General features: G+C 70.6%; 19 protein-coding genes and 1 pseudogene. 17 read left to right on the top strand and 3 right to left on the bottom strand.

Features of this window, described 5'->3' with window-relative positions:
- The first annotated feature begins 119 nt into the window (after positions 1-119).
- Positions 120-866, top strand: coding sequence for a murein transglycosylase (locus tag AB0M80_RS40135; RefSeq protein WP_364575472.1), 747 nt, complete (start codon positions 120-122; stop codon positions 864-866).
- 218 nt (positions 867-1084) lie between these two features.
- Here the strand turns inward: AB0M80_RS40135 and AB0M80_RS40130 are convergent, their stop codons facing one another.
- The gene (locus AB0M80_RS40130) at positions 1085-1489 is read right to left on the bottom strand and encodes a tetratricopeptide repeat protein (protein ID WP_364575401.1); all 405 of its coding nucleotides are present in this window, start codon (positions 1487-1489) and stop codon (positions 1085-1087) included.
- A gap of 74 nt (positions 1490-1563) precedes the next feature.
- Here AB0M80_RS40130 and AB0M80_RS40125 point away from each other — a divergent pair, with 74 nt between their 5' ends.
- The 5 genes from AB0M80_RS40125 (at position 1564) to AB0M80_RS40105 (ending at position 5820) form a co-directional block, all read left to right on the top strand.
- Positions 1564-2025 (top strand): VOC family protein, encoded by a 462-nt coding sequence (locus tag AB0M80_RS40125; RefSeq protein ID WP_364575399.1) that lies wholly within the window; start codon positions 1564-1566, stop codon positions 2023-2025.
- 82 nt (positions 2026-2107) lie between these two features.
- Positions 2108-3394 carry a phosphopyruvate hydratase gene (eno, locus tag AB0M80_RS40120; protein WP_364575397.1) on the top strand — a complete coding sequence of 429 codons (1287 nt, stop codon included), beginning with the start codon at positions 2108-2110 and terminating at the stop codon, positions 3392-3394.
- A 194-nt stretch (positions 3395-3588) separates the two neighbouring features.
- Positions 3589-3951, top strand: coding sequence for a septum formation initiator family protein (locus AB0M80_RS40115; RefSeq protein WP_364575470.1), 363 nt, complete (start codon positions 3589-3591; stop codon positions 3949-3951).
- Between the two features lie 46 nt (positions 3952-3997).
- Entirely contained in the window at positions 3998-4507 is a 510-nt protein-coding gene (locus AB0M80_RS40110; protein ID WP_364575395.1) for a DUF501 domain-containing protein, read from the top strand.
- Positions 4508-4647: 140 nt separating this feature from the next.
- Positions 4648-5820, top strand: a complete 1173-nt coding sequence (locus tag AB0M80_RS40105; RefSeq protein ID WP_364575393.1) for a lytic transglycosylase domain-containing protein — start codon at positions 4648-4650, stop codon at positions 5818-5820.
- Between the two features lie 55 nt (positions 5821-5875).
- Here the strand turns inward: AB0M80_RS40105 and AB0M80_RS40100 are convergent, their stop codons facing one another.
- Both AB0M80_RS40100 and AB0M80_RS40095 read right to left on the bottom strand, forming a co-directional pair.
- On the bottom strand, positions 5876-6643 hold the full coding sequence (locus AB0M80_RS40100; protein WP_364575468.1) for a serine hydrolase domain-containing protein: 768 nt from the start codon (positions 6641-6643) through the stop codon (positions 5876-5878).
- A 103-nt stretch (positions 6644-6746) separates the two neighbouring features.
- Positions 6747-6989, bottom strand: a pseudogene (locus tag AB0M80_RS40095) (serine hydrolase); the annotation flags it as partial.
- A 265-nt stretch (positions 6990-7254) separates the two neighbouring features.
- Between AB0M80_RS40095 and AB0M80_RS40090 the strand changes: the two are divergent.
- The 11 genes from AB0M80_RS40090 (at position 7255) to AB0M80_RS40040 (ending at position 19165) form a co-directional block, all read left to right on the top strand.
- Positions 7255-7953 (top strand): MarR family transcriptional regulator, encoded by a 699-nt coding sequence (locus tag AB0M80_RS40090; protein ID WP_364575392.1) that lies wholly within the window; start codon positions 7255-7257, stop codon positions 7951-7953.
- Positions 7954-8027: 74 nt separating this feature from the next.
- Positions 8028-8981, top strand: coding sequence for a Ppx/GppA phosphatase family protein (locus AB0M80_RS40085; RefSeq protein ID WP_364575390.1), 954 nt, complete (start codon positions 8028-8030; stop codon positions 8979-8981).
- Positions 8982-9216: 235 nt separating this feature from the next.
- A complete protein-coding gene (locus tag AB0M80_RS40080) occupies positions 9217-10842 on the top strand; it encodes an ABC transporter substrate-binding protein (protein WP_364575388.1) in 1626 nt (541 codons plus the stop codon).
- 107 nt (positions 10843-10949) lie between these two features.
- A complete protein-coding gene (locus AB0M80_RS40075; protein ID WP_364575386.1) occupies positions 10950-11879 on the top strand; it encodes an ABC transporter permease in 930 nt (309 codons plus the stop codon).
- Complete coding sequence (locus tag AB0M80_RS40070) at positions 11872-12825, top strand: ABC transporter permease (RefSeq protein ID WP_364575384.1); 954 nt, start codon at positions 11872-11874, stop codon at positions 12823-12825. Before AB0M80_RS40075 ends, AB0M80_RS40070 begins: the two co-directional genes overlap by 8 nt.
- A 5-nt stretch (positions 12826-12830) precedes the next feature.
- Positions 12831-13832 carry an ABC transporter ATP-binding protein gene (locus AB0M80_RS40065; protein ID WP_364575382.1) on the top strand — a complete coding sequence of 334 codons (1002 nt, stop codon included), beginning with the start codon at positions 12831-12833 and terminating at the stop codon, positions 13830-13832.
- Positions 13819-14856, top strand: coding sequence for a dipeptide ABC transporter ATP-binding protein (locus AB0M80_RS40060; RefSeq protein WP_364575380.1), 1038 nt, complete (start codon positions 13819-13821; stop codon positions 14854-14856). Before AB0M80_RS40065 ends, AB0M80_RS40060 begins: the two co-directional genes overlap by 14 nt.
- Before the next feature lie 102 nt (positions 14857-14958).
- On the top strand, positions 14959-16653 hold the full coding sequence (locus tag AB0M80_RS40055) for a S8 family serine peptidase (RefSeq protein WP_364575466.1): 1695 nt from the start codon (positions 14959-14961) through the stop codon (positions 16651-16653).
- An 80-nt stretch (positions 16654-16733) separates the two neighbouring features.
- Positions 16734-17570, top strand: coding sequence for a hypothetical protein (locus AB0M80_RS40050; protein ID WP_364575378.1), 837 nt, complete (start codon positions 16734-16736; stop codon positions 17568-17570).
- A gap of 45 nt (positions 17571-17615) precedes the next feature.
- Positions 17616-18383, top strand: coding sequence for a hypothetical protein (locus tag AB0M80_RS40045; RefSeq protein WP_364575376.1), 768 nt, complete (start codon positions 17616-17618; stop codon positions 18381-18383).
- Positions 18380-19165, top strand: a complete 786-nt coding sequence (locus AB0M80_RS40040; RefSeq protein ID WP_364575374.1) for a hypothetical protein — start codon at positions 18380-18382, stop codon at positions 19163-19165. The genes AB0M80_RS40045 and AB0M80_RS40040 overlap by 4 nt, the downstream gene beginning before the upstream one ends.
- Positions 19166-19202: the final 37 nt, after the last annotated feature.

The following is a 19202-nucleotide window of genomic DNA, read 5'->3' as shown; positions in this document are numbered from 1 at the left end:
GTCCGTACCCTGATCGGGTGGCCGATACCGCTCAGCCGACCGTCACGCCTCCGGGAACGCCGCCTTCGGGTGTCCCCCCGCGGCGTTATCTCGGCCGGGCGGCCCTCGCGCTCGGGCTCGTGCTCACCGGCGTGGTCCTGGTCCTCACCATCGGCGTCCGCAATCCGGCCGCGCCGACCGCATCGCCGCCGGTCCAGCCGGCGCTCGCCATCCCCGAGCAGCGTCCGCAGCCCGGCGCCGAAGCGCCGCGAGCCGGGCTCGCCGCGCCGGTCGACCGGCCGCAGGTGTCCGACCGGGCCGAGCTGGACGCGTGGGCGACCCGCGTCTCGGACAAGACGCACGTCCCGGCGCGCGTGCTGACGGCCTACGGCCGGGCGGAGATGTGGATGCAGCGCCAGAAGCCGACGTGCCACCTGTCGTGGGCGACGCTCGCGGGGATCGGGCGGGTCGAGACCGAGCGCGGGGAGTTCGACCTCGCGGCGATCGGTGCGGACGGCCGGGTGGCGAAGCCGGTGGTCGGCCCGCCGCTGGACGGCTCGCCGGGTGTCCCGGCGGTGCACGACAGCGACGGCGGCAAACTCGACGGCGACAAGTCGTGGGACCACGCGATCGGCCCGATGCAGTTCCTGCCGTCGACGTGGAAGAAGTACCAGGAGCGCGCGAACGGCGACGGCGGCCCGCCGGACCCGCAGAACGTCGACGACGCGGCCTTCACGGCCGCCCGCTTCCTGTGCTCCGGCGGTGACGACCTCGGCACGCCGGCCGGCTGGTGGCGGGCGATGCTGTTCTACAACCCGGCGCTGGCGTACGGCCAGGACGTCTTCAGCGCGGCGGACGCCTACGCGGAGGCGAGCGTCGCGCCCTGAGTCAGAGTTCCCGGTCGGCCAGCAACGGCGTGATGGCCATCAGCACCAGCAGCAGCAAGCCGGCGTACGCACCCAACGTGGCGAAGATCGACATCGTGGTCCCTCTCGTTCGGTCTGGGACCAGCATCGCCGGAAGAGGGGGTGCGCGGGATCGGTCAAGGGGCCCGGCCCGGTCGGCCGAACGGCCGAGGTGACCCGGGTCGTTCGGCCCTGCTTGCTCAGGATTCGCGCAGCGCGATGCGGGCCTTGACCTCGTTGATCGCCTCGAGGTACTCCGGCACCGGGTTCATCGCCGACGCCATCCGCATCTGCGCCAGCGCTTCGACGAACCGGCCGAGGCGCTGCAGGGTACGGCCGAGGATGAACCGCGCGTAGTGGTCCGTCGGGTCCAGCTCGAGCACCCTGGTGAACGCCTGTTCGGCGCGCCGCAACTGAGCGGACTGGAAGTACGCGCGCCCGGCCAGCAGGTGCACCGACGGCTTGTCCGTTTCGGACTCCAGCACGGGCTGCAACGCCTTCAGCGCGTCGAGCGGGCGACGGCGGCCGACCAGCTCTTCGGCCTGGCGGAAGGCATGGAACCGCGACTCCTCGGGAGGCTGCGAAGCAGCTGCGGCGTCCGTCATGGTCACTCCCACGTTACCCGGGGAAAGGGGGGTTGCACACGCCTGGCGAACGGAACGTGATGGACTGTGCCGCCATGAGCAGCGGGTACCGGGGCTTGGCGCCCTACCTCTACTACGCCGACGCCACGGCGGCGCTCGCCTGGCTGACCAGGGTCTTCGGGTTCACCGAGGAGGTCCGGTTCTGCGACGCGGCCGGCGAGGTCTTCCAGGCGACGCTGCGGGCGGGCGACGCGCGGATCCAGATCGCGGGCGTCGGGCCGGACTACTGGCAGGCCAAGGGCGTCGACGGCCCGGTCGGCCAGCTCAACATCCTCTACGTCGACGACGTCGACGACCACTACGAGCGGATCGAGGCCGTCCTCCGCGACGAGTGCGAGCTGGAACCGCCGCAGGATCAGCCGTACGGCGCCCGGGTGTTCACCGTCGCCGATCTCGGCGGCAACAGCTGGACGTTCTGGCAGCAGACGTCCGAGACCGTCGAGCTGCCGCCCGGCTGGCGGGCGATCCGCGCGGGCGGTGAGTCCTCCGACGGGTGACCTGCCACGACGGCTAGGCTGGGCGCGTTACCACCGCCGACGTTCGGCATCAACACAGGCACGACGCACCGAGGAGCATGGCGTGGCTCTCATCGAGCAGGTAGGCGCGCGCGAGATTCTGGACTCGCGCGGCAACCCGACGGTCGAGGTGGAGGTGGCTCTCGACGACGGCACCCTGGCGCGGGCCGCGGTCCCGTCGGGTGCGTCGACCGGCGAGCACGAGGCGGTCGAGCTGCGGGACGGCGACATCGGCCGCTACAACGGCAAGGGCGTCGAGCGCGCGGTCGCCGCGGTGCTCGACGAGATCGGCCCGGAGATGGTCGGTATCGAGGCCGTCGACCAGCGGATCGTCGACCAGAAGCTGGTCGACCTCGACGGCACGCCGGCGAAGTCCCGCCTCGGCGCGAACGCCATCCTCGGCGTCTCGCTGGCCGTCGCGAAGGCCGCCGCCGAGTCGGCCGAGCTGGAGCTGTTCCGCTACCTGGGCGGCCCGAACGCGCACGTGCTGCCCGTGCCGATGCTGAACATCCTCAACGGCGGTTCGCACGCGGACAGCAACGTCGACGTCCAGGAGTTCATGATCGCGCCGATCGGCGCGGAGACCTTCCGCGAGGCCCTGCGCTGGGGCGCTGAGGTCTACCACTCGCTGAAGTCGGTGCTGAAGGGCCGCGGCCTTTCGACCGGTCTCGGTGACGAAGGCGGCTTCGCGCCGAACCTGGCGAACAACCGCGAGGCGCTCGACCTGATCCTGCAGGCCATCGAGAAGGCCGGCTACACCCCGGGCCGCGACGTCGCGCTCGCGCTCGACGTCGCCGCGACGGAGTTCTTCGCCGACGGCGCGTACACGTTCGAGGGCAGCAAGAAGAGCGCGGAGCAGATGTCGGCGTACTACGCCGAACTGCTGCGCGACTACCCGCTGGTGTCGATCGAGGACCCGCTGAGCGAGGACGACTGGGACGGCTGGGTCACCCTGACCGCCGACGTCGGCGAAAAGGTCCAGATCGTCGGCGACGACCTGTTCGTCACCAACCCGGACCGCCTGGAAGAGGGCATCACCCGCCGCGCCGCCAACGCGCTGCTGGTGAAGGTCAACCAGATCGGCACCCTGTCCGAGACGCTCGACGCGATCTCGCTGGCCACGTCGTTCGGCTACAAGTCGATGATGAGCCACCGCTCCGGCGAGACCGAGGACACGTTCATCGCGGACCTGGCGGTCGCCACCGGCGTCGGCCAGATCAAGACCGGCGCCCCGGCCCGCGGCGAGCGGATCGCCAAGTACAACCAGCTGCTGCGCATCGAGGAGACCCTCGGTGACGCCGCCCGGTACGCCGGCGAGCTGGCCTTCCCGCGGTTCAGCGCCGAGGGCTGAGCCGCATGGCGGACCGGGGGAGGACGCGCGGCCGCCGCGGCGGTGGCGGCGGGGCATCGCGGGCCAACCGGCCCGCACCGGCCCGCCGCCCCGAAGCCGCGCGGCGCCGCACGGGCGACGCGGAAACCGCCAGGGCCCGGCTGCGCCGGGGTCTGGCGGCGAAGCGGGCGTCGGGTGCGGCGAAGGTGCTCGGCATGTCCACCACCCGCCGCGCGGCGGTGGTGGCGATCGTGGTGTGCGCGCTGGCGTTCACCATCGCCGTGCCCCTGCGCACGTACCTCTCCCAGCGGACCCAGGTCCGCGAACAGCAGGCCCAGCAGGCCCAGCTGCAGCAGGAGGTCGCTCAGCTCCAGGGCCGCAAGGCGGAGCTGAGCGACCCGGCGCAGATCGAGGCCGAAGCCCGGCGGCGGCTGCGGTACGTCAAGCCGGGCGAGACGCCGTACATCGTCCAGCTGCCGGAGGACAAGGCGCCCGACGCCGTCCCGCAGCCGGGCCAGCAGCCGGCCACGGGCGGCTCCTGGTACGAGAACCTGTGGAACCAGGTCTCGAGCGGCTGAGCCCCGCTTGGGGCGGGGAGCCGGGGCACGCTCTAACCTGGTCGGCGTGAACAGCACGCAGCAGCACCGGTTCGAGCCCGTCACCGAAGCCGACCGCGAGATCATCGCGGAGCAGCTGGGGCGGCCGCCGCGAGCGCTGCGCGCCATCGCCGCGCGGTGCCCGAGCGGGCACCCTTCCGTGGTGCAGACCAGCCCGCGGCTGGAGAACGGCACGCCGTTCCCGACGCTCTACTACCTGACCTGCCCGAAGCTGAACTCGATGATCGGCACCATCGAGGCCTCCGGGATCATGAAGGAAATGACCGAGCGGCTGACCACCGACCCGGAGCTGGCCGCGCAGTACCAGCGCACCCACGAGGCGTACCTCGCCGAGCGGGACGCCATCGAGCCCCTCGGCCACCAGGTCACGGCGGGGGGCATGCCCGGCCGCGTCAAGTGCTTGCACGTGCACGTCGCCCACTCGCTGGCCGTCGGCCCGGGTGTGAACCCGTTCGGTGACGAGACGTTGGCCCTGCTTAAGTCGAACGGGTGGCCCACGGGTGACTGCGCCGCGTAACACTCGCGCCGCGTGAACAGATAACTGGTCTGGGTGAGCGAAAACCTCGATCGCGTCTCTCGATGGGATGAAACCTTGCCGCACTTACGGCAGGCTGTCACCCGAGGGTGTGATCGATCCGGCCAGGAGGGCTCTGAGACATGCGTGTGCGGCGGCTGCCAGACGCAGTCGGGAGCTTCGCCCGGAGATTCGGGATCCGCCACCGCACCGCGTACCCCCTGATCACCGGCATCTTGGCCGTGGTCCCGGCGCTGGTCGCCGGTGGTGGCACCCTCGGCTGGCTCGGCGGGAGCGGTGAGCACACCCGCGACGCCGCGCTCGGCCAGGGCTACGACCCCGGGCACGCCGCCATGCAGCAGATCGCCGTCGACGGCACCCTCCCCGGCGCGCCCACCCCGCTGCCGCTGCCGGCCTACGAGCTGCCCGACGGCCCGCTCGGCATCCCCGCCACCGCGCTCGCCGCGTACAAGAACGCCGCCGGCATCCTCGGCCGCGAGCAGCCCGCCTGCCACATCGACTGGTCCCTGATCGCCAGCATCGGCCGGATCGAGTCCAACCACGCCCGCGGCGGCTACGTGGACAGTGCCGGGACCACGCGCGAGCCGATCCTCGGCCCGCAGCTCAACGGCCAGGGCGGGTTCGCCGCGATCCCGGACACCGACCAGGGCCTGCTCGACACCGACCCGGTGTGGGACCGCGCGGTCGGCCCGACGCAGTTCATCCCGGGAACCTGGAAGGGTTACGCCTCCGACGGCAACGGCGACGGCAAGTCCGACCCGAACAACCTCTTCGACGCGGCCCTGGCCACCGGCCGGTACCTCTGCTCCGGCGGGTTCGACCTGGCGAAACCGGACCAGCTGCGCGGAGCGATCTACCGCTACAACAACTCCGACACGTACGTGAACACCGTGATCCTCTGGGCCGAGGCCTACCGCAACGGGATCATGCAGGTGCCGGACAGCACGGTTCCGGTCGGCGCCCCGAACGCCGCCTTGGCGCCGGCCCCGCCGGAGGTCCCGCCCCCGCCGGTCCCGGAGACCACGCCGACGAGCGCCCCGCCGACCACGCCGGGCACGACGACGTCGCCGACGACCAAGACGTCGGAGCCGACGTGCGTACCGCCGACCACGAAGGTCATCCCGACGACGATCACGAGCGTCACGACCGTCCCGGCGCCGACGAGCACGCCGGTGGAAACCAGCACGCCGACGACCCCTCCGGCTCCGACGACCACGCCGGGCTGCGGGGCGACGGTCACCTCGGTCAGCACGTCGGTCATCCCGGTCACGATCACGGCGCCGGCCACGCCCTGACGCGGCCCGCCGCGTGGCCACCGGCCCTGGACGACCGGGCCGTTCGGCACTGAGGTCAGCTCGCGGCCGCCGACGACTCGGCGGGGGCGAATTCCGCGGTCAGCACGTCGATGAACGGCCCCAAGCCGCTCCAGTCGCCGTTCATGTTGCTGGTGAGCAGGTGCGTGCCGTCCCGGGCGCCCATGGCGTAGGTCCAGGAGCCGTAGGTGGCGCCGCCGTTGCCCCAGACGGTGACCCCGCTCGGGAGCTTCTGCGAGAAGACGCCCAGGCCGTACCGGGTGCCGGGGATCCAGTTCGACCCGTCCGTGGGGACGGTGGTGAGCAGCTCCCGTTGCTGAGCGGGTGGCAGGAGGCGGCCGCCCAGCAACGCGCCGAAGAAGCGGTGGAGGTCACCGGTGGTGGAGGTGATCCCGCCCGCGGACCAGGCGAAGGACTGGTCCATCTCGGTGGCGTCGTGGGTGGGCTCGGGGTCCGGGGAGAAGAGCGTGGAGTAGTGCACGGGGTGGCTCCCGTGGATCCCGGGTCCGTCCGGGAGTGCGGTTCCGGTCAGGCCCAGCGGGCGGGTGATGCGCTGGGTGAGTTCCTGGCCGTAGGTCCGGCCGGTCACCTTTTCGACGATCATGGCAGCCAGGATGTAGTTGGTGTTGGAGTAGTGGAAGCTCTCGCCGGGCGCGGCGTGGGGTGGGTGGGCCACGGCGATCTCCACCAACCGCTCGGGGGTGTAGCGGTCGTAGCGGTGTTCGAACCATTCGGAACCGACGCCCTTGGCGAAGAACTCCGGGTCGTTGGCGTAGTTGAAGAGGCCACTGGTCTGGTTGAGCAGGTGCCGGATGGTGATCTCGCCGCCGTCGTTGCCGCTGCCCCGGACCAGGCCGGGGCAGCCGGCGTTCGACGGTGTCGTTGAGGCTGAGCCGGCGTTCGGCCGCCAGCTGCAGGACGACGGTGGCCGTGAACGCCTTGGTCGCGCTGCCGATGCGGAACCGGTCTCGGGGCTCGCGCTTCCGGCCGGTCCGGGTGTCCGCCGAACCCGCGGAGCCGAACCACGGCCCGCGGTGGTCGTGGATTTCGGCCACGATGCCGGGAGTACCGGCTCGCACGGCGGCGTCGAGCGCGCGCTGCACGCCGGCGTGGCCGGCGGCGTCGTCCGCCGGGCCGGGGGGTGAGGTCATGACATGTCCTTTCGGAGGTGGGCGAATGCCTCGATCGCGAGCGGGCTCAACGTTCGAATCTGACGAAAAGCTATTTTGCGTTCACTGACCAGTCAACATTTTGCGCCTCAAAATCCGCGCAGATGAAGGTAAATACCGCATTTTTTGCAATGACAATGAGGCTGAACGCAAAGAACAGGCTCCCCGGATTGCAATGAGTTGACTTCGAACGCAAGACTGTCTGCACCGCCGCAGACCAGTGGCCCACGACGAGGAGGCCCGGCCCGTGCCCGGAAGCAGACTGACCCACCAGGAGCGCCGGCAGATCGCCGAGGGACTGACCCGAGGGCACAGCTACACCGAGATCGCCGAACGTCTGCAGCGGCCACCGTCCACCATCACCCGGGAAGTGGCCCGCAATGGCGGCCCCGACGGCTACCAGGCGGGCCAGGCGCAGCAGGCCACCCGGGAACGTGCTCGGCGAAGCCGCCGGACGCCGGCTCACGCCGACGCGTCCGGTCACGAGGTCGTTCGTGACCTGGAAGAGCAGCTCACCGCGATCATGATCACCACCGGGCTGACGCGCATGACCGCGCGGGTGCTCGCGTGCCTCTACCTCACCGACAGCGGCAGCCTGACCGCCGCCGACCTCACCCGGAGCCTCCGGGTCAGCCCGGCCTCGGTCTCCAAGGCCATCGGCGATCTCGAACAACAGGAACTGATCCGCCGGGAACGCGATCCCCGCCGCCGGCGCGACCGGTACGTCATCGACGCCGACGCCTGGTTCCGCGGCTGGCTGGCCAGCGCCCGCCAGAACACCGTGCTCGCCGAGTTCGCCCGGCAAGGGGCGGCGGCTCTCGGTGCCACCTCACACGCCGGCGCCCGGCTGCGGGACATCGGCGAGTTCTTCGACCACGTCGGCCACGCCATGATCCAGGCCGCCGAGCAATGGCGGCAGGCCCACGAGCGCGGCCCGGGCGGGTAGCCGGCGCCCTGACGCCGTCCTGGACGGACGTGAGTCGTTCCGGATCGGCCGGTCGCGCCGGTTAGGCTGATCGCATGCCTCGTGTTGCCGCGATCGACTGTGGGACCAACTCCATCCGCCTGCTCGTCGCCGAGCTGACCCCGCGCCACGACGGCACGGTGGACCTGCGCGACCTGCACCGCGAGATGCGGGTCGTCCGGCTCGGCCAGGGCGTCGACGCCACCGGGCAGCTCGCTCCGGAAGCGCTGGAGCGGACGCGGGCCGCGCTCGCCGACTACACGATCGCCGCCCGGCGCAAGGGCGTGGAGAAGGTGCGGATGGTCGCCACCTCCGCGACTCGCGACGCGAAGAACCGCGACGACTTCTTCCGCATGACCCGCGAGACCCTCGGCGTCGAGGCCGAGGTGATCAGCGGCGACGAAGAGGCCCGGCTGAGCTTCACCGGGGCCGTCGGGGAGCAGGACCCGGACGACGGCCCGTTCGTCGTGGTCGACGTCGGCGGCGGCTCGACCGAGCTGGTTCTCGGCACCTGGGACGGCCGCGAGGCCGAGGTGCTCGCCGCGAAGTCCGTCGACATCGGCTGCGTCCGGATCACCGAGCGCGCGCTCAAGGGCGACCCGCCGTCCGCGGACGAGATCGCCGCCGCCCGCGACCTGGCCGGCAAGGTCCTCACCGACGCGTTCGACGTCGTCGACGTCGCCCGGGCCAAGACCTGGATCGGCGTCGCGGGCACGGTGACCACGCTGTCGGCGATCGCGCTGGGGTTGCCGGAGTACGACCGCGACCGCGTGCACCTGTCCAAACTGAACTCGGCGGACATCGACCGGCTCGCGACGCGCCTGCTCAGCGAGGACCACGCCACCCGCGCGGCGAACCCGGTGATCCACCCCGGCCGCGTCGACGTGATCGGCGGCGGCGCGGTAGTGGTCCAGACCCTCGCCGAGCAGCTCGCGGCCCGCGGCGGCCCGACCGAGCTGGTGGTCAGCGAGCACGACATCCTCGACGGCATCGCGTTGTCGCTCGCCTGACCGACCGTTCGGCCACCCGAAAGGGCTTGTGCCGTAACGGAACCGAGGGTGAGCGCGTGATGACCACCTGTCCGCGCTAGGCCATCCGGCCTATCCGGATTCCTACGTTGGTTGTGCTCCAACCAGGTGGTCCTGACGGTCGTCACACATTTGCAACACCGCAGTCCTGTGATCGCCTTCACCGCCCCCGATAGCGTGCGTCCCATCTTTCGGGCAGACGGAGATGGAGGGGATCATGCGTCGTTCGCGCAGGTTCTGGGGACCCACGGTGGTGATGACCTCGCTGGCGCTCGCGCTCGCCGCGTGCGGCGGCGGTTCGGGCAGCTCCACGGGCGCCGGCGGAACGGATCCGGACGGCACGGTCAGCGTCTACGGCACCGAACCGCAGAACGCGCTGATCCCGACCAACATCAACGACCTGGGCGGCACCAAGGCGGTCCAGCCGATGTTCGCCACGCTGGTCGGGTTCAAGGGCGCGGACGCGAAGCCCTTCAACGTGATGGCGGAGTCGATCACCACGACCGATTCCAAGGTCTACGACATCAAGATCAAGCAGGGCTGGAAGTTCCACGACGGCACCGAGGTGAAGGCGCACAACTTCATCGACGCCTGGAACTACGGCGCCTACGGCCCCAACGGCCAGCTCAACACCGACTTCTTCTCGAACATCCAGGGCTACGCCGAAGTCCACCCCGAGGACGAGAACGCCAAGCCGGCCACCGACAAGATGTCCGGCCTGGTCGCCAAGGGCGACTACGAGTTCCAGGTGACGCTGACCGCGCCGTTTTCGGTCTTCGACATCAAGATCGGCTACCACGCCTTCGCGCCGTTGCCCGACTCGTTCTTCAAGGACCCCAAGGCCTTCGAGCAGCATCCGATCGGCAACGGCCCGCTGAAGTTCGTCTCGCGGTCGCCCAACCAGGACATCAAGCTCACCCGCAACGACGACTACAAGGGTGACGACAAGGTCCAGTTCAAGAACCTCGACATCAAGATCTACGCCAGCCAGGAGACCGCCTACCAGGACCTGCTGAGCGGGCGGCTCGACTTCATGGAGGCGCTGCCGCCGTCGGCGGTCGCGGGCGGCAAGTACAAGGCCGACCTCGGCGACCGGCTGGTGACCGGTCACCTGCTCGGGATCAGCACGATCGCCGTGCCCTACTACGTGCCCGGCTACGACAACCTGGAGCTGCGCAAGGCCATCTCGATGGCGATCGACCGCGCGCAGATCACCAAGACCGTCATGAACGACACCTACGTGCCGGCGGACGGCTACATCTCGCAGGGCATCCCGGGTGCGCGCGAAGGTGTCTGCAAGTTCTGTCACTTCGACCCGGCGGCGGCCAAGGAGGCCTTCCAGAAGTCCGGCTTCAAGGGCAAGCTGACCATCGCGTCCAACGCGGACGGTGGCCGCAAGGAACCGCTGGTCGCGGCGTGCAACAGCATCAAGAACACCCTCGGCGTCGAGTGCGACTTCGTGCCCGCCACCGACTTCGGCCAGTGGCGCAGCATCGTGACCGGCCACAAGCTCACCGGCATGGGCCGGTCGGACTGGTCGGCGGACTACCCGTCCATCGAGGACTTCCTCAACCCGATCTTCAAGACCGGTGGGTCCTCGAACGACTCGACGTACTCGAACCCGAAGGTGGACGCCATCCTCGCCCAAGCGGACTCGACCGTCGACAAGGACGCCGCGGTCAAGCTGTACCAGCAGGCCGAGGACCTGATCGCGCAGGACCTGCCGACGATCCCGGTGTGGGACGAGAAGGGCACCGCGGCGAAGTCGAAGAACCTCAAGTCCGCGGGCCTGGACTTCCGGCGCATGCCGGACTACCCCTCCATCGAGGTCCTGAAGAAGTAGTGACGCGCTGAGAAGCCGCACCCACCACCACGGCGTCGTGGGCGGGGACGCATTCCCGCCCACGACGCCCGGCGCGCACTGAAGTGTTTCAAAGCTAGGAACTCGTCATGATCCGCTACGTCCTGCGACGGCTGCTCCAGCTGATCCCGGTGTTCTTCGGCACCACGTTCCTCATCTACGTCCTGGTCTGGGCCGTGCCCGGCGACCCGTTCTCCGGCAAGTGCGGCCAGGCCGCCTGCCCCGCGGCCTACGTCGCCCAGATGACCGAGAAGTTCCACCTCGACGACAACATCTTCGTGCAGTACTTCAAGTACCTCGGGAGCCTGTTCACCGGCGACTGGGGTGAAACCTTCAACGGCACCTCGGTCGGCGAACTGATCGCGACGTCGTACCCGATCACGCTGCGCCTGGCCGTGATCGCGGTGGCGATCGAAGCCGTCATCGGGCTGACCGCCGGGGTGCTGACCGGCCTGCGCGGCAAGGGTTTCCTCGACAACCTGGTGCTGGTCTCGACCACGTTCCTGATCTCGCTGCCGGTGTTCGTCACCGCGATCGTGCTGCAGCTCGCCCTGGGCAGCAACGGCCTCGGCTGGATCGAAGCGAGCGTGTCGGACGACCCGGGCATCGGCGAACTCATCGTGCCGGGCTTCGCGCTCGGCAGCCTGTCCATGGCGTACGTGGCCCGGCTGGCGAGAACGAGCATCGCCGAGAACCGCCGCGCCGACTACGTCCGGACGGCGATCGCGAAGGGCCAGCCGCAGAGCCGCGTCGTCCTCGTCCACCTGCTGCGCAACTCGGTGATCCCGGTGCTCACCTTCCTCGGCATCGACCTGGGCGCGCTGATGGGCGGCGCGATCGTCACCGAAGGCGTGTTCAACATCAACGGCCTGGGCGGGCTCATCTTCCGCGGCATCCAGAACCGGGAGAGCGCGACGGTCGTCGGCGTGGTCGTCCTGCTGGTGCTGGTCTACCTGCTGATGAGCCTGGTCGTCGACCTGCTCTACGCCGTTCTCGACCCGAGGATCCGCTATGACTGACCCGAACCTGGTGGCCGGCGGCGGGGCCGACGCGGCCGAGCTGTCCCGCGTGGACGACTCCGCCACCGGCCCGCACAAGCCCCGCAGCCTGTGGGGCGACGCGTGGCGGCAGCTGCGGCGCAAGCCGGCGGTCATCGCCTCGGCGGTGATGATCCTGTTCATCGTGCTGATCGCGATCGCGCCCGGCCTGTTCAGCTCGCGCGAGGCGGGCTTCAGCGACCTCACGCACGCCAACGAAGGCCCGTCCGCGGACGCCTGGTTCGGCTACGACAACCAGGGCCAGGACGTCTACGCCCGCACGATCTACGGCACCCGCGCGTCGGTGCTCGTCGGGCTGTTCTCGACGCTGGTGACCGTGCTGCTGGGCTCGGTGATCGGCATCGTCGCCGGCTACTACGGCCGGCTCGTCGACAGCCTGCTGTCGCGCTTCGGCGACATCTTCGCCGGCCTGCCGTTCGTGCTCGGCGCGATCGTCATCCTGACGACGTTCAACGCACCCGGCGCCAGCCCCGGCGCGGTGACGATCATCGTCCAGGTGGTCTGCTCCATCGCGGTGCTGAGCTGGCCGGTGGGCATGCGGATCATGCGCTCGGCGACGCTGGTGGCCAAGCAGCTCGACTACGTCAAGGCCGCGCGCGGCCTCGGCGCGAGCACCCCGCGGATCATCTTCCGCCACCTGCTGCCGAACACGATCGCGCCGGTGCTGGTGTACGCGACCATCGCGCTCGGCGCGTTCATCGGGGCCGAAGCGACGCTCGCCTACCTCGGCATCGGCGTGCGCGCGCCGGTGATCTCGTGGGGCGTGCTGATCGCCGACTCGCGGGACTACTTCCGGAACGACCCGCACATGCTGTTGTTCCCCGGCGCCTTCGTCACCCTGACCGTGCTGGCCTTCGTGATGCTGGGTGACGGCATCCGCGACGCACTCGATCCGAAGTCGAGGTAGTTCCCTTGTCCGACAACGAACTCCTGCTCGAAGTAGACGACCTGCACGTCGAGTTCCGGACGTCCGACGGCATCGCGCACGTCCTCAACGGCGTCGGCTACTCGGTGCACGCGGGCGAGACGCTGGCCGTGCTCGGCGAGTCCGGCTCGGGGAAGAGCGTCACCGCGCAGACGGTGATGGGCATCCTCGACACGCCGCCCGGCGTGATCACCGGCGGGGCCGTGCGCTGGCGCGGCGAGGACCTGCTGACCGCGTCCGAGGAACGCCGTCGCGAGGTGCGCGGCAGCGAGATCGCGATGATCTTCCAGGACGCGCTGTCCGCGCTCAACCCCGTGTTCACGGTGGGCTTCCAGATCGAGGAGCAGCTGCGCGTCCGGCTCGGCATGTCCAAAAAGGACGCCCGGAAGCGCGCGATCGAGCTGCTCGACACCGTCCGCATCCCGGCCGCGGAACAGCGGATCAAGGACTACCCGCACCAGTTCTCCGGCGGCATGCGCCAGCGCGCGATGATCGCGATGTCGCTGGCGCTCGACCCGGACCTGCTCATCGCCGACGAGCCGACCACCGCCCTCGACGTCACCGTGCAGGCCCAGATCATGGACCTGCTGGAGGAGATCCAGGCGGAGCGGAAGATGGGGCTCGTCCTCATCACCCACGACCTGGGCGTGGTCGCCGAGGTCGCCGACCGGATCGCGGTGATGTACGCGGGCCGGATCGTCGAGCAGGCCGACGCCGTCGAGCTGTTCCGCGCGCCGGCCCACCCGTACACCGCCGCGCTGATGGACTCCCTGCCCCGGCTCGACCTCAAAGGACAGACGCTGGAAACCATCAAGGGCCTGCCGCCCAGCCTGCTGGACGTCCCGCCGGGCTGCCCGTTCCACCCGCGGTGCAAGCGGGCCGAAGCTCGCTGTTCGTCGGAGGTTCCACCGCAGCACGCGATCGGTTTCGGCCGGACGAGCGCGTGCCACTTCGCCGAAGAGGTGGTGAGCTCCCGTGGCCGTGTCTGATTCCGCCTCCGCCGGGAAAAGCACGTCGGCGGAACCGATTCTCTCGGTCACCGACCTCAAGAAGTACTTCCCGGTCCGCACCGGCATCCTGTTCAAGCGCACGATCGGCCAGGTCAGGGCGGTCGACGGTGTCTCGTTCGACCTGATGCCGGGCGAGACGCTCGGCGTGGTCGGCGAGTCCGGCTGCGGGAAGTCGACGCTCGCCCAGGTCCTGATGCGGCTGGAGGAGCCGACCGGCGGTACCGCGCGGTTCGAGGGGCGCGACATGTTCGCGATGCGCGGGTCCGAGCTGCGGAAGCTGCGGCGCGAGATCCAGATCGTGCTGCAGGACCCGTACACCTCGCTCAACCCGCGCATGACCGTCGGCGACATCGTCGGCGAGCCGTTCGAGATCCATTCCGACGTCGCGCCCAAGGGCTCGCGGGCGGGCAAGGTGCGCGAGCTGCTGGAGGTGGTCGGGCTCAACCCCGAGCACCTCAACCGCTACCCGCACCAGTTCTCCGGCGGGCAGCGCCAGCGCATCGGCATCGCGCGGGCGCTGGCGCTGCGGCCCAAGGTGATCATCTGCGACGAGCCGGTGTCCGCATTGGACGTCTCGATCCAGGCCCAGGTGATGAACCTGCTCGGCGACCTGCAGGGCGAGTTCGGGCTGTCGTACGTCTTCATCGCGCACGACCTTTCGGTGGTGCGGCACCTGTCCAACCGGGTCGCGGTGATGTACCTCGGCAAGATCGTCGAGCTCGGCACCGACGAGGAGATCTACGAGCGGCCGTCGCACCCGTACACCCAGGCGCTGCTGTCCGCGGTGCCGGTGGCGGACCCGGCCGTGCGCGGGCGCCGCCAGGTGATCCGGCTGACCGGCGACGTGCCGAGTCCCCTGGATCCCCCGTCCGGGTGCCGGTTCCGCACGCGGTGCTGGAAGGCCCAGGAGAAGTGCGCCGAAGAGGTTCCCGCGCTCGAGCCCAGGACGGACGGGCATTTGTCAGCTTGTCACTTCGCGGAGCAGAAGTCGGTTGTTCCATAACGTACGTTCGGCCGTTGTTTACGCATTGTCCGGTCTATACGGTGCAGGAACCGCTTTCCGAGGAGGAGAATCGTGAAGAGACCCAGGCTTTTCGCCGCGGCCATGGCCGTCCCGCTGTTCGGGGCGCTCTCGGCCGTCGCGGTGCCCGCCGCTTCGGCGCAGCCCGCGCTGGCCGGCCCGGCGACCGAGTTCACCGTGCTCGCCAAGGACGTCCAGAACGTGGCGAGCGCGCAGAAGGCGATCCGCGACGCGGGTGGCACGGTCTTGGAGACCAACGCCGCGGTCGGCCTCATCAAGGCCAGCGCTCCGGCCACCGGGTTCACCGAGCGCGTGACGGCGAACCGCGCCGTGTTCGGCGCCGCCAAGGCCCAGGCGATCGGCTCGGTGCCGAAGCTGGGCAAGAAGACCAAGGGCGACGCCGGCGTCGAGAAGGAAGGCCGCGGCGCCGCTTCGCAGAAGGCCGCGGCGAACAAGGCTGTGGGGATGGACCCGCTGGACGACCAGCTCTGGGGCCTCAAGTCCGTCCGCTCGGACCTCTCGCGCACCAAGCAGCCGGGCAGCAAGCAGGTCAAGGTCGGCGTCATCGACACCGGCATCGACGGCACGCACCCCGACATCGCGCCGAACTTCGACCTGGCCGACTCGCGCAACTTCACCCGCGACATCCCGACCGACGTCAACGGCGCCGAGGTCGACGGGCCGTGCGAGTTCCGCGGCTGCGTCGACCCGGCCAACCACGACGACGGCGGCCACGGCACGCACGTCGCCGGCACCATCGCCGCCGCGGCGAACGGCTTCGGCGTCTCCGGCGTCGCGCCCAACGTGACGCTGGTGAACATCCGCGCCGGCCAGGACTCGGGCTTCTTCTTCCTGCAGCCGACCGTCGACGCGCTGACCTACGCCGGCGACGCCGGCATCGACGTGGTCAACATGTCGTTCTACACCGACCCGTGGCTGTACAACTGCACGGCGAACCCGGCCGACTCGGCGGCCGAGCAGGCCGAGCAGCGCACGATCATCGAGGCGACGCAGCGGGCGCTGAACTACGCGCACCGCAAGGGCGTCACGATGGTGGTCGCGCTGGGCAACCAGCACACCGACCTCGGCGCGCCGCAGCCGGACACCACCAGCCCGGACTACCCGGCCAACGGCACGCACCCGCGCACGGTGGACAACTCGAGCTGCCTCAGCCTGCCGGTCGAGGGCAACCACACCATCGGCGTGAGCTCGTTCGGGCCGTCGCAGAAGAAGGCGGACTACTCGAACTACGGCCTCGAGCAGATCTCGGTTTCCGCACCGGGCGGCTTCTTCCGCGACGGCTTCGGCACGCCGTGGTACCGCACGGTCGAGAACGAGATCCTTTCCACGTACCCGAAGAACGTGGGCATCGCCGAGGGCAACATCGACGCGGACGGCAACGTCACGCCGGAGGGCGTCGCCCTGGGCATCAAGAAGGCGACGGCGGCCGACGGCCGGGTCGGCTACTACCAGTGGCTGCAGGGCACGTCGATGGCGACCCCGCACGCGACCGGCGTCGCGGCGCTGATCATCTCGCAGTACGGCAAGAAGGCGCACGGCGAGTTCGGCATGGACCCGGACAAGGTCCAGCGGGTCCTGGAGGGCACGGCGGCGAAGATCGCCTGCCCGGTCCCGCGGACGGTGGACTACCTGAAGGAGGGCCGCGACGCCTCGTTCACGGCCACCTGTGAAGGCGACCCGTCGTTCAACGGCTTCTACGGCCACGGAGCGGTCGACGCCTACGCGGCGGTGACGCGCGGGTCGCAGTACCTGAAGTAAGGAACATCCGGAACAAAGCGCCCCGGACAGGCAACCTGTCCGGGGCGTTCCGCGTGTACCCCGGGACTGGGGAGGGCCCGTTGATCGTGCGTGAGCCGGCGTTGCCGGTGGACCCGAGACTGCCCGGCGAGCCGACCCTGCTCGAGGTCGGCAGCACCCGGCTGTGGCTGGCCAAGCGCGGGGTGCCGGTGTGGCTGCCGACGCGGCTGCTCGCCTTGCGCATCGGCGCGCGCGGCTACGGGCTTCGCGGACGACCGGCGGACGCCGTCGTTGCCGCGGTCCTGGCTTCCATCGGCTCGACCCTGCTCAGAAGCGCGGACCTGCCCGGCCGGGCAGCGTTCCTCTCTGTGTTCTTCGCCGGGTTCCAGCTGCTGCGCCGGCGACGGGTGCAAAGCCGCGAGCAGCTCGCCGAGCGCCTCACCGGTCCCGGAACCACGCCCTCCCTGCGCGAGGCGGCCGGGCAGGTCGGCTGGTGGTACCTGAGCGCGGTGGCCGTCACCTTCATCGGCGGGGCGGTGTTGTGCGCGGCGTCGTTCCTGACCGAGCCACCGTTCGCCACGGGGCACTGGTACCTGCCGTGGGCCGAAAGCGGGCTGCACACCCTCGCGCTGGGCGTCGGCGCCGGGGCGACCGCGCTGGTGCTCGGCAAGGCACTCCGCTCGCCGGTGATCGCGGAAGACGGGACGTCCCGGCTGGTCGACGGAGCGCTGCGCGCCGAGGATGTCCACCGCTACACCTCGTGCACCGGATATGCCCTGCTCACGATGCCGGTGCTGATGGTCAGCTGGGAGCCGCCCGTCCTCCTGGAGTGGTTCGCGTGGGCGTACCTGGCGGTGGTGGCCGGCCTGGAGTTGACCGGCTGGCTGCTGCTCCGCCGCCGCTACCGGCGGCTGCCGCCCGGTTTCTGCGACCGGTAAACCTTTTCGGGACTTCGAGCGTGTACGACGGACAGGGGAGGTTCGATGGTCGTGGAGGGACCGAGCCGGCCGACGGCCGCCGACGTGCAGGGAGCGCGGACGTGGCTGGCCCGGCGTGGCGTGGAGGTGGACGAACCGACGCCGCTGGTCGCGTTGCGCGTCGGGGCCCGGGTGCGGGCGGTGCGGTCCCATCCGGGCTACAGCATGCTTTCCACCGCGGGCTGGATCGCCGCCGTGTTCCCGCCGGTCCCGGTGCTCGTGCGGTTCCTGGTGTTCAGCGTGGTCTGCGTCGCTTTCCCGCTGCTGCGGTGGCGGTGGGTGCGCGAGCACGACCGCGCGGCCGCACGCTTGGTTCCCGCCGGCGCGAGGCCGTCGTTGCGGGTGGCGGCCGGGCAGGTGGGCTGGTGGTACCTGAGCGCGGTGGCCGTCACCTTCGTCGGCGGCGTGGCGCTCTGCGCGGCGTTCGCCGCCGGTCCGGCCGCCGCGGGCTGGGCGGCGGCGCTGGCCATCGGGGCCGCGAGTGTGGGGCTGGTCCTCGGCCGGATCCTGCGCGCCCCGGTGATCGCCGAGGACGAGGCCTCACGCGCCGTCGACGCGGCCCTGCGGGCCGACGACGCCGGGCTGTTCGCGTTGCCGTTCTCCTTCGCGTTCCTCGCCTGGATCAACCTCGCCACCACCTGGCCGTGGGCGCCCTCGCGGTTCGTACCGCCGGTGGCGTACCTCGTCCTGGTGTCGGCCGTGCACATCGGCGTCGCGATCGCGCTCCGGCGCCGCCGGCTGCCGCCCGGTCGGTACGGGACGGTGGCCTCGTGAGCGCCCGGGCGGTGACGGAGGCAGAGCGCGCGGCGGCCGGCCGCTGGCTGGTCAAGCACCACGTCGAGGTGCCGACGCTGACCGACCTGCTGGCGCTGCGCCTCGGCTTCCGCGGTGGCGCCCGGCCGCCCGGGTGGTGGCGGTGGATCGTCCCGGCGATCCTGGTGATGTGCGCCGCCAACGTCGGCTACCTGTGCCTGGCGTTCCTGCCCGGCGTCCGCGGCGAGGAACTGACCGGCGGCGGGTACCTGTTCTTCCTCATGATCTTCTTGCAGGTGTCCAATTGGCTGCCGGTGCGAGTACGCGACCGCCAGGCGCGGGCGCTGCTCGGGACACGAGCGATCGAGCGACCGCCGGGCTTCGCACTGGGCGGCTGGGACATCGCGGCGCTGCTGGTCACGTTCGGCGGCGGCGCCGCGCTCGCCGTCACGATCTTCGTGACGACACCGTTCCGGACGTACGCGTGGAGCTGGTTCGGCCTCCTGGCGCTGGGCGGCGTCGTCACGGCGGTGATCCTGACCGGCATCCTCCGGCGCCCGGTCATCGCCGAGGACGAGACGTCCCGGGCGGTGGACGCCGCGGTGCGGATCCAGGACCTGCTCATCGCGATGCCCGCGGTCTACGCGGTGCCCGTGCTCTTCGACCCGATGACCGACGACGCGCAGCCGCCGGGGTACACCCCGTGGCTGATCGGGTACGCGGCCCTCGCGGTGGCGACGCAGGCCGCCGCCGGCTTCGTGAATTGGCGGCGGAGCCGGAAGATCCTGGCCGCGGTGGCGTGACGGTGGTGCCCGGCCGGACCGGGCACCACCGGGGAAC

The sequence above is a fragment of the Amycolatopsis sp. NPDC051045 genome (assembly GCF_040682955.1).
GTDB lineage: Bacteria > Actinomycetota > Actinomycetes > Mycobacteriales > Pseudonocardiaceae > Amycolatopsis.
This window is presented reverse-complemented; position numbering and strand designations above follow the sequence as displayed.

Bases quoted from the DNA above. Each gene is read 5' to 3' on its own strand.
- AB0M80_RS40130 (WP_364575401.1), bottom strand. From the start codon at position 1,489: ATGACGGACGCCGCAGCTGCTTCGCAGCCTCCCGAGGAGTCGCGGTTC.
- AB0M80_RS40125 (WP_364575399.1), top strand. From the start codon at position 1,564: ATGAGCAGCGGGTACCGGGGCTTGGCGCCCTACCTCTACTACGCCGAC.
- AB0M80_RS40115 (WP_364575470.1), top strand. From the start codon at position 3,589: ATGTCCACCACCCGCCGCGCGGCGGTGGTGGCGATCGTGGTGTGCGCG.
- AB0M80_RS40105 (WP_364575393.1), top strand. From the start codon at position 4,648: ATGCGTGTGCGGCGGCTGCCAGACGCAGTCGGGAGCTTCGCCCGGAGA.
- AB0M80_RS40085 (WP_364575390.1), top strand. From the start codon at position 8,028: ATGCCTCGTGTTGCCGCGATCGACTGTGGGACCAACTCCATCCGCCTG.
- AB0M80_RS40080 (WP_364575388.1), top strand. From the start codon at position 9,217: ATGCGTCGTTCGCGCAGGTTCTGGGGACCCACGGTGGTGATGACCTCG.
- AB0M80_RS40075 (WP_364575386.1), top strand. From the start codon at position 10,950: ATGATCCGCTACGTCCTGCGACGGCTGCTCCAGCTGATCCCGGTGTTC.
- AB0M80_RS40070 (WP_364575384.1), top strand. From the start codon at position 11,872: ATGACTGACCCGAACCTGGTGGCCGGCGGCGGGGCCGACGCGGCCGAG.
- AB0M80_RS40055 (WP_364575466.1), top strand. From the start codon at position 14,959: ATGGCCGTCCCGCTGTTCGGGGCGCTCTCGGCCGTCGCGGTGCCCGCC.
- AB0M80_RS40045 (WP_364575376.1), top strand. From the start codon at position 17,616: ATGGTCGTGGAGGGACCGAGCCGGCCGACGGCCGCCGACGTGCAGGGA.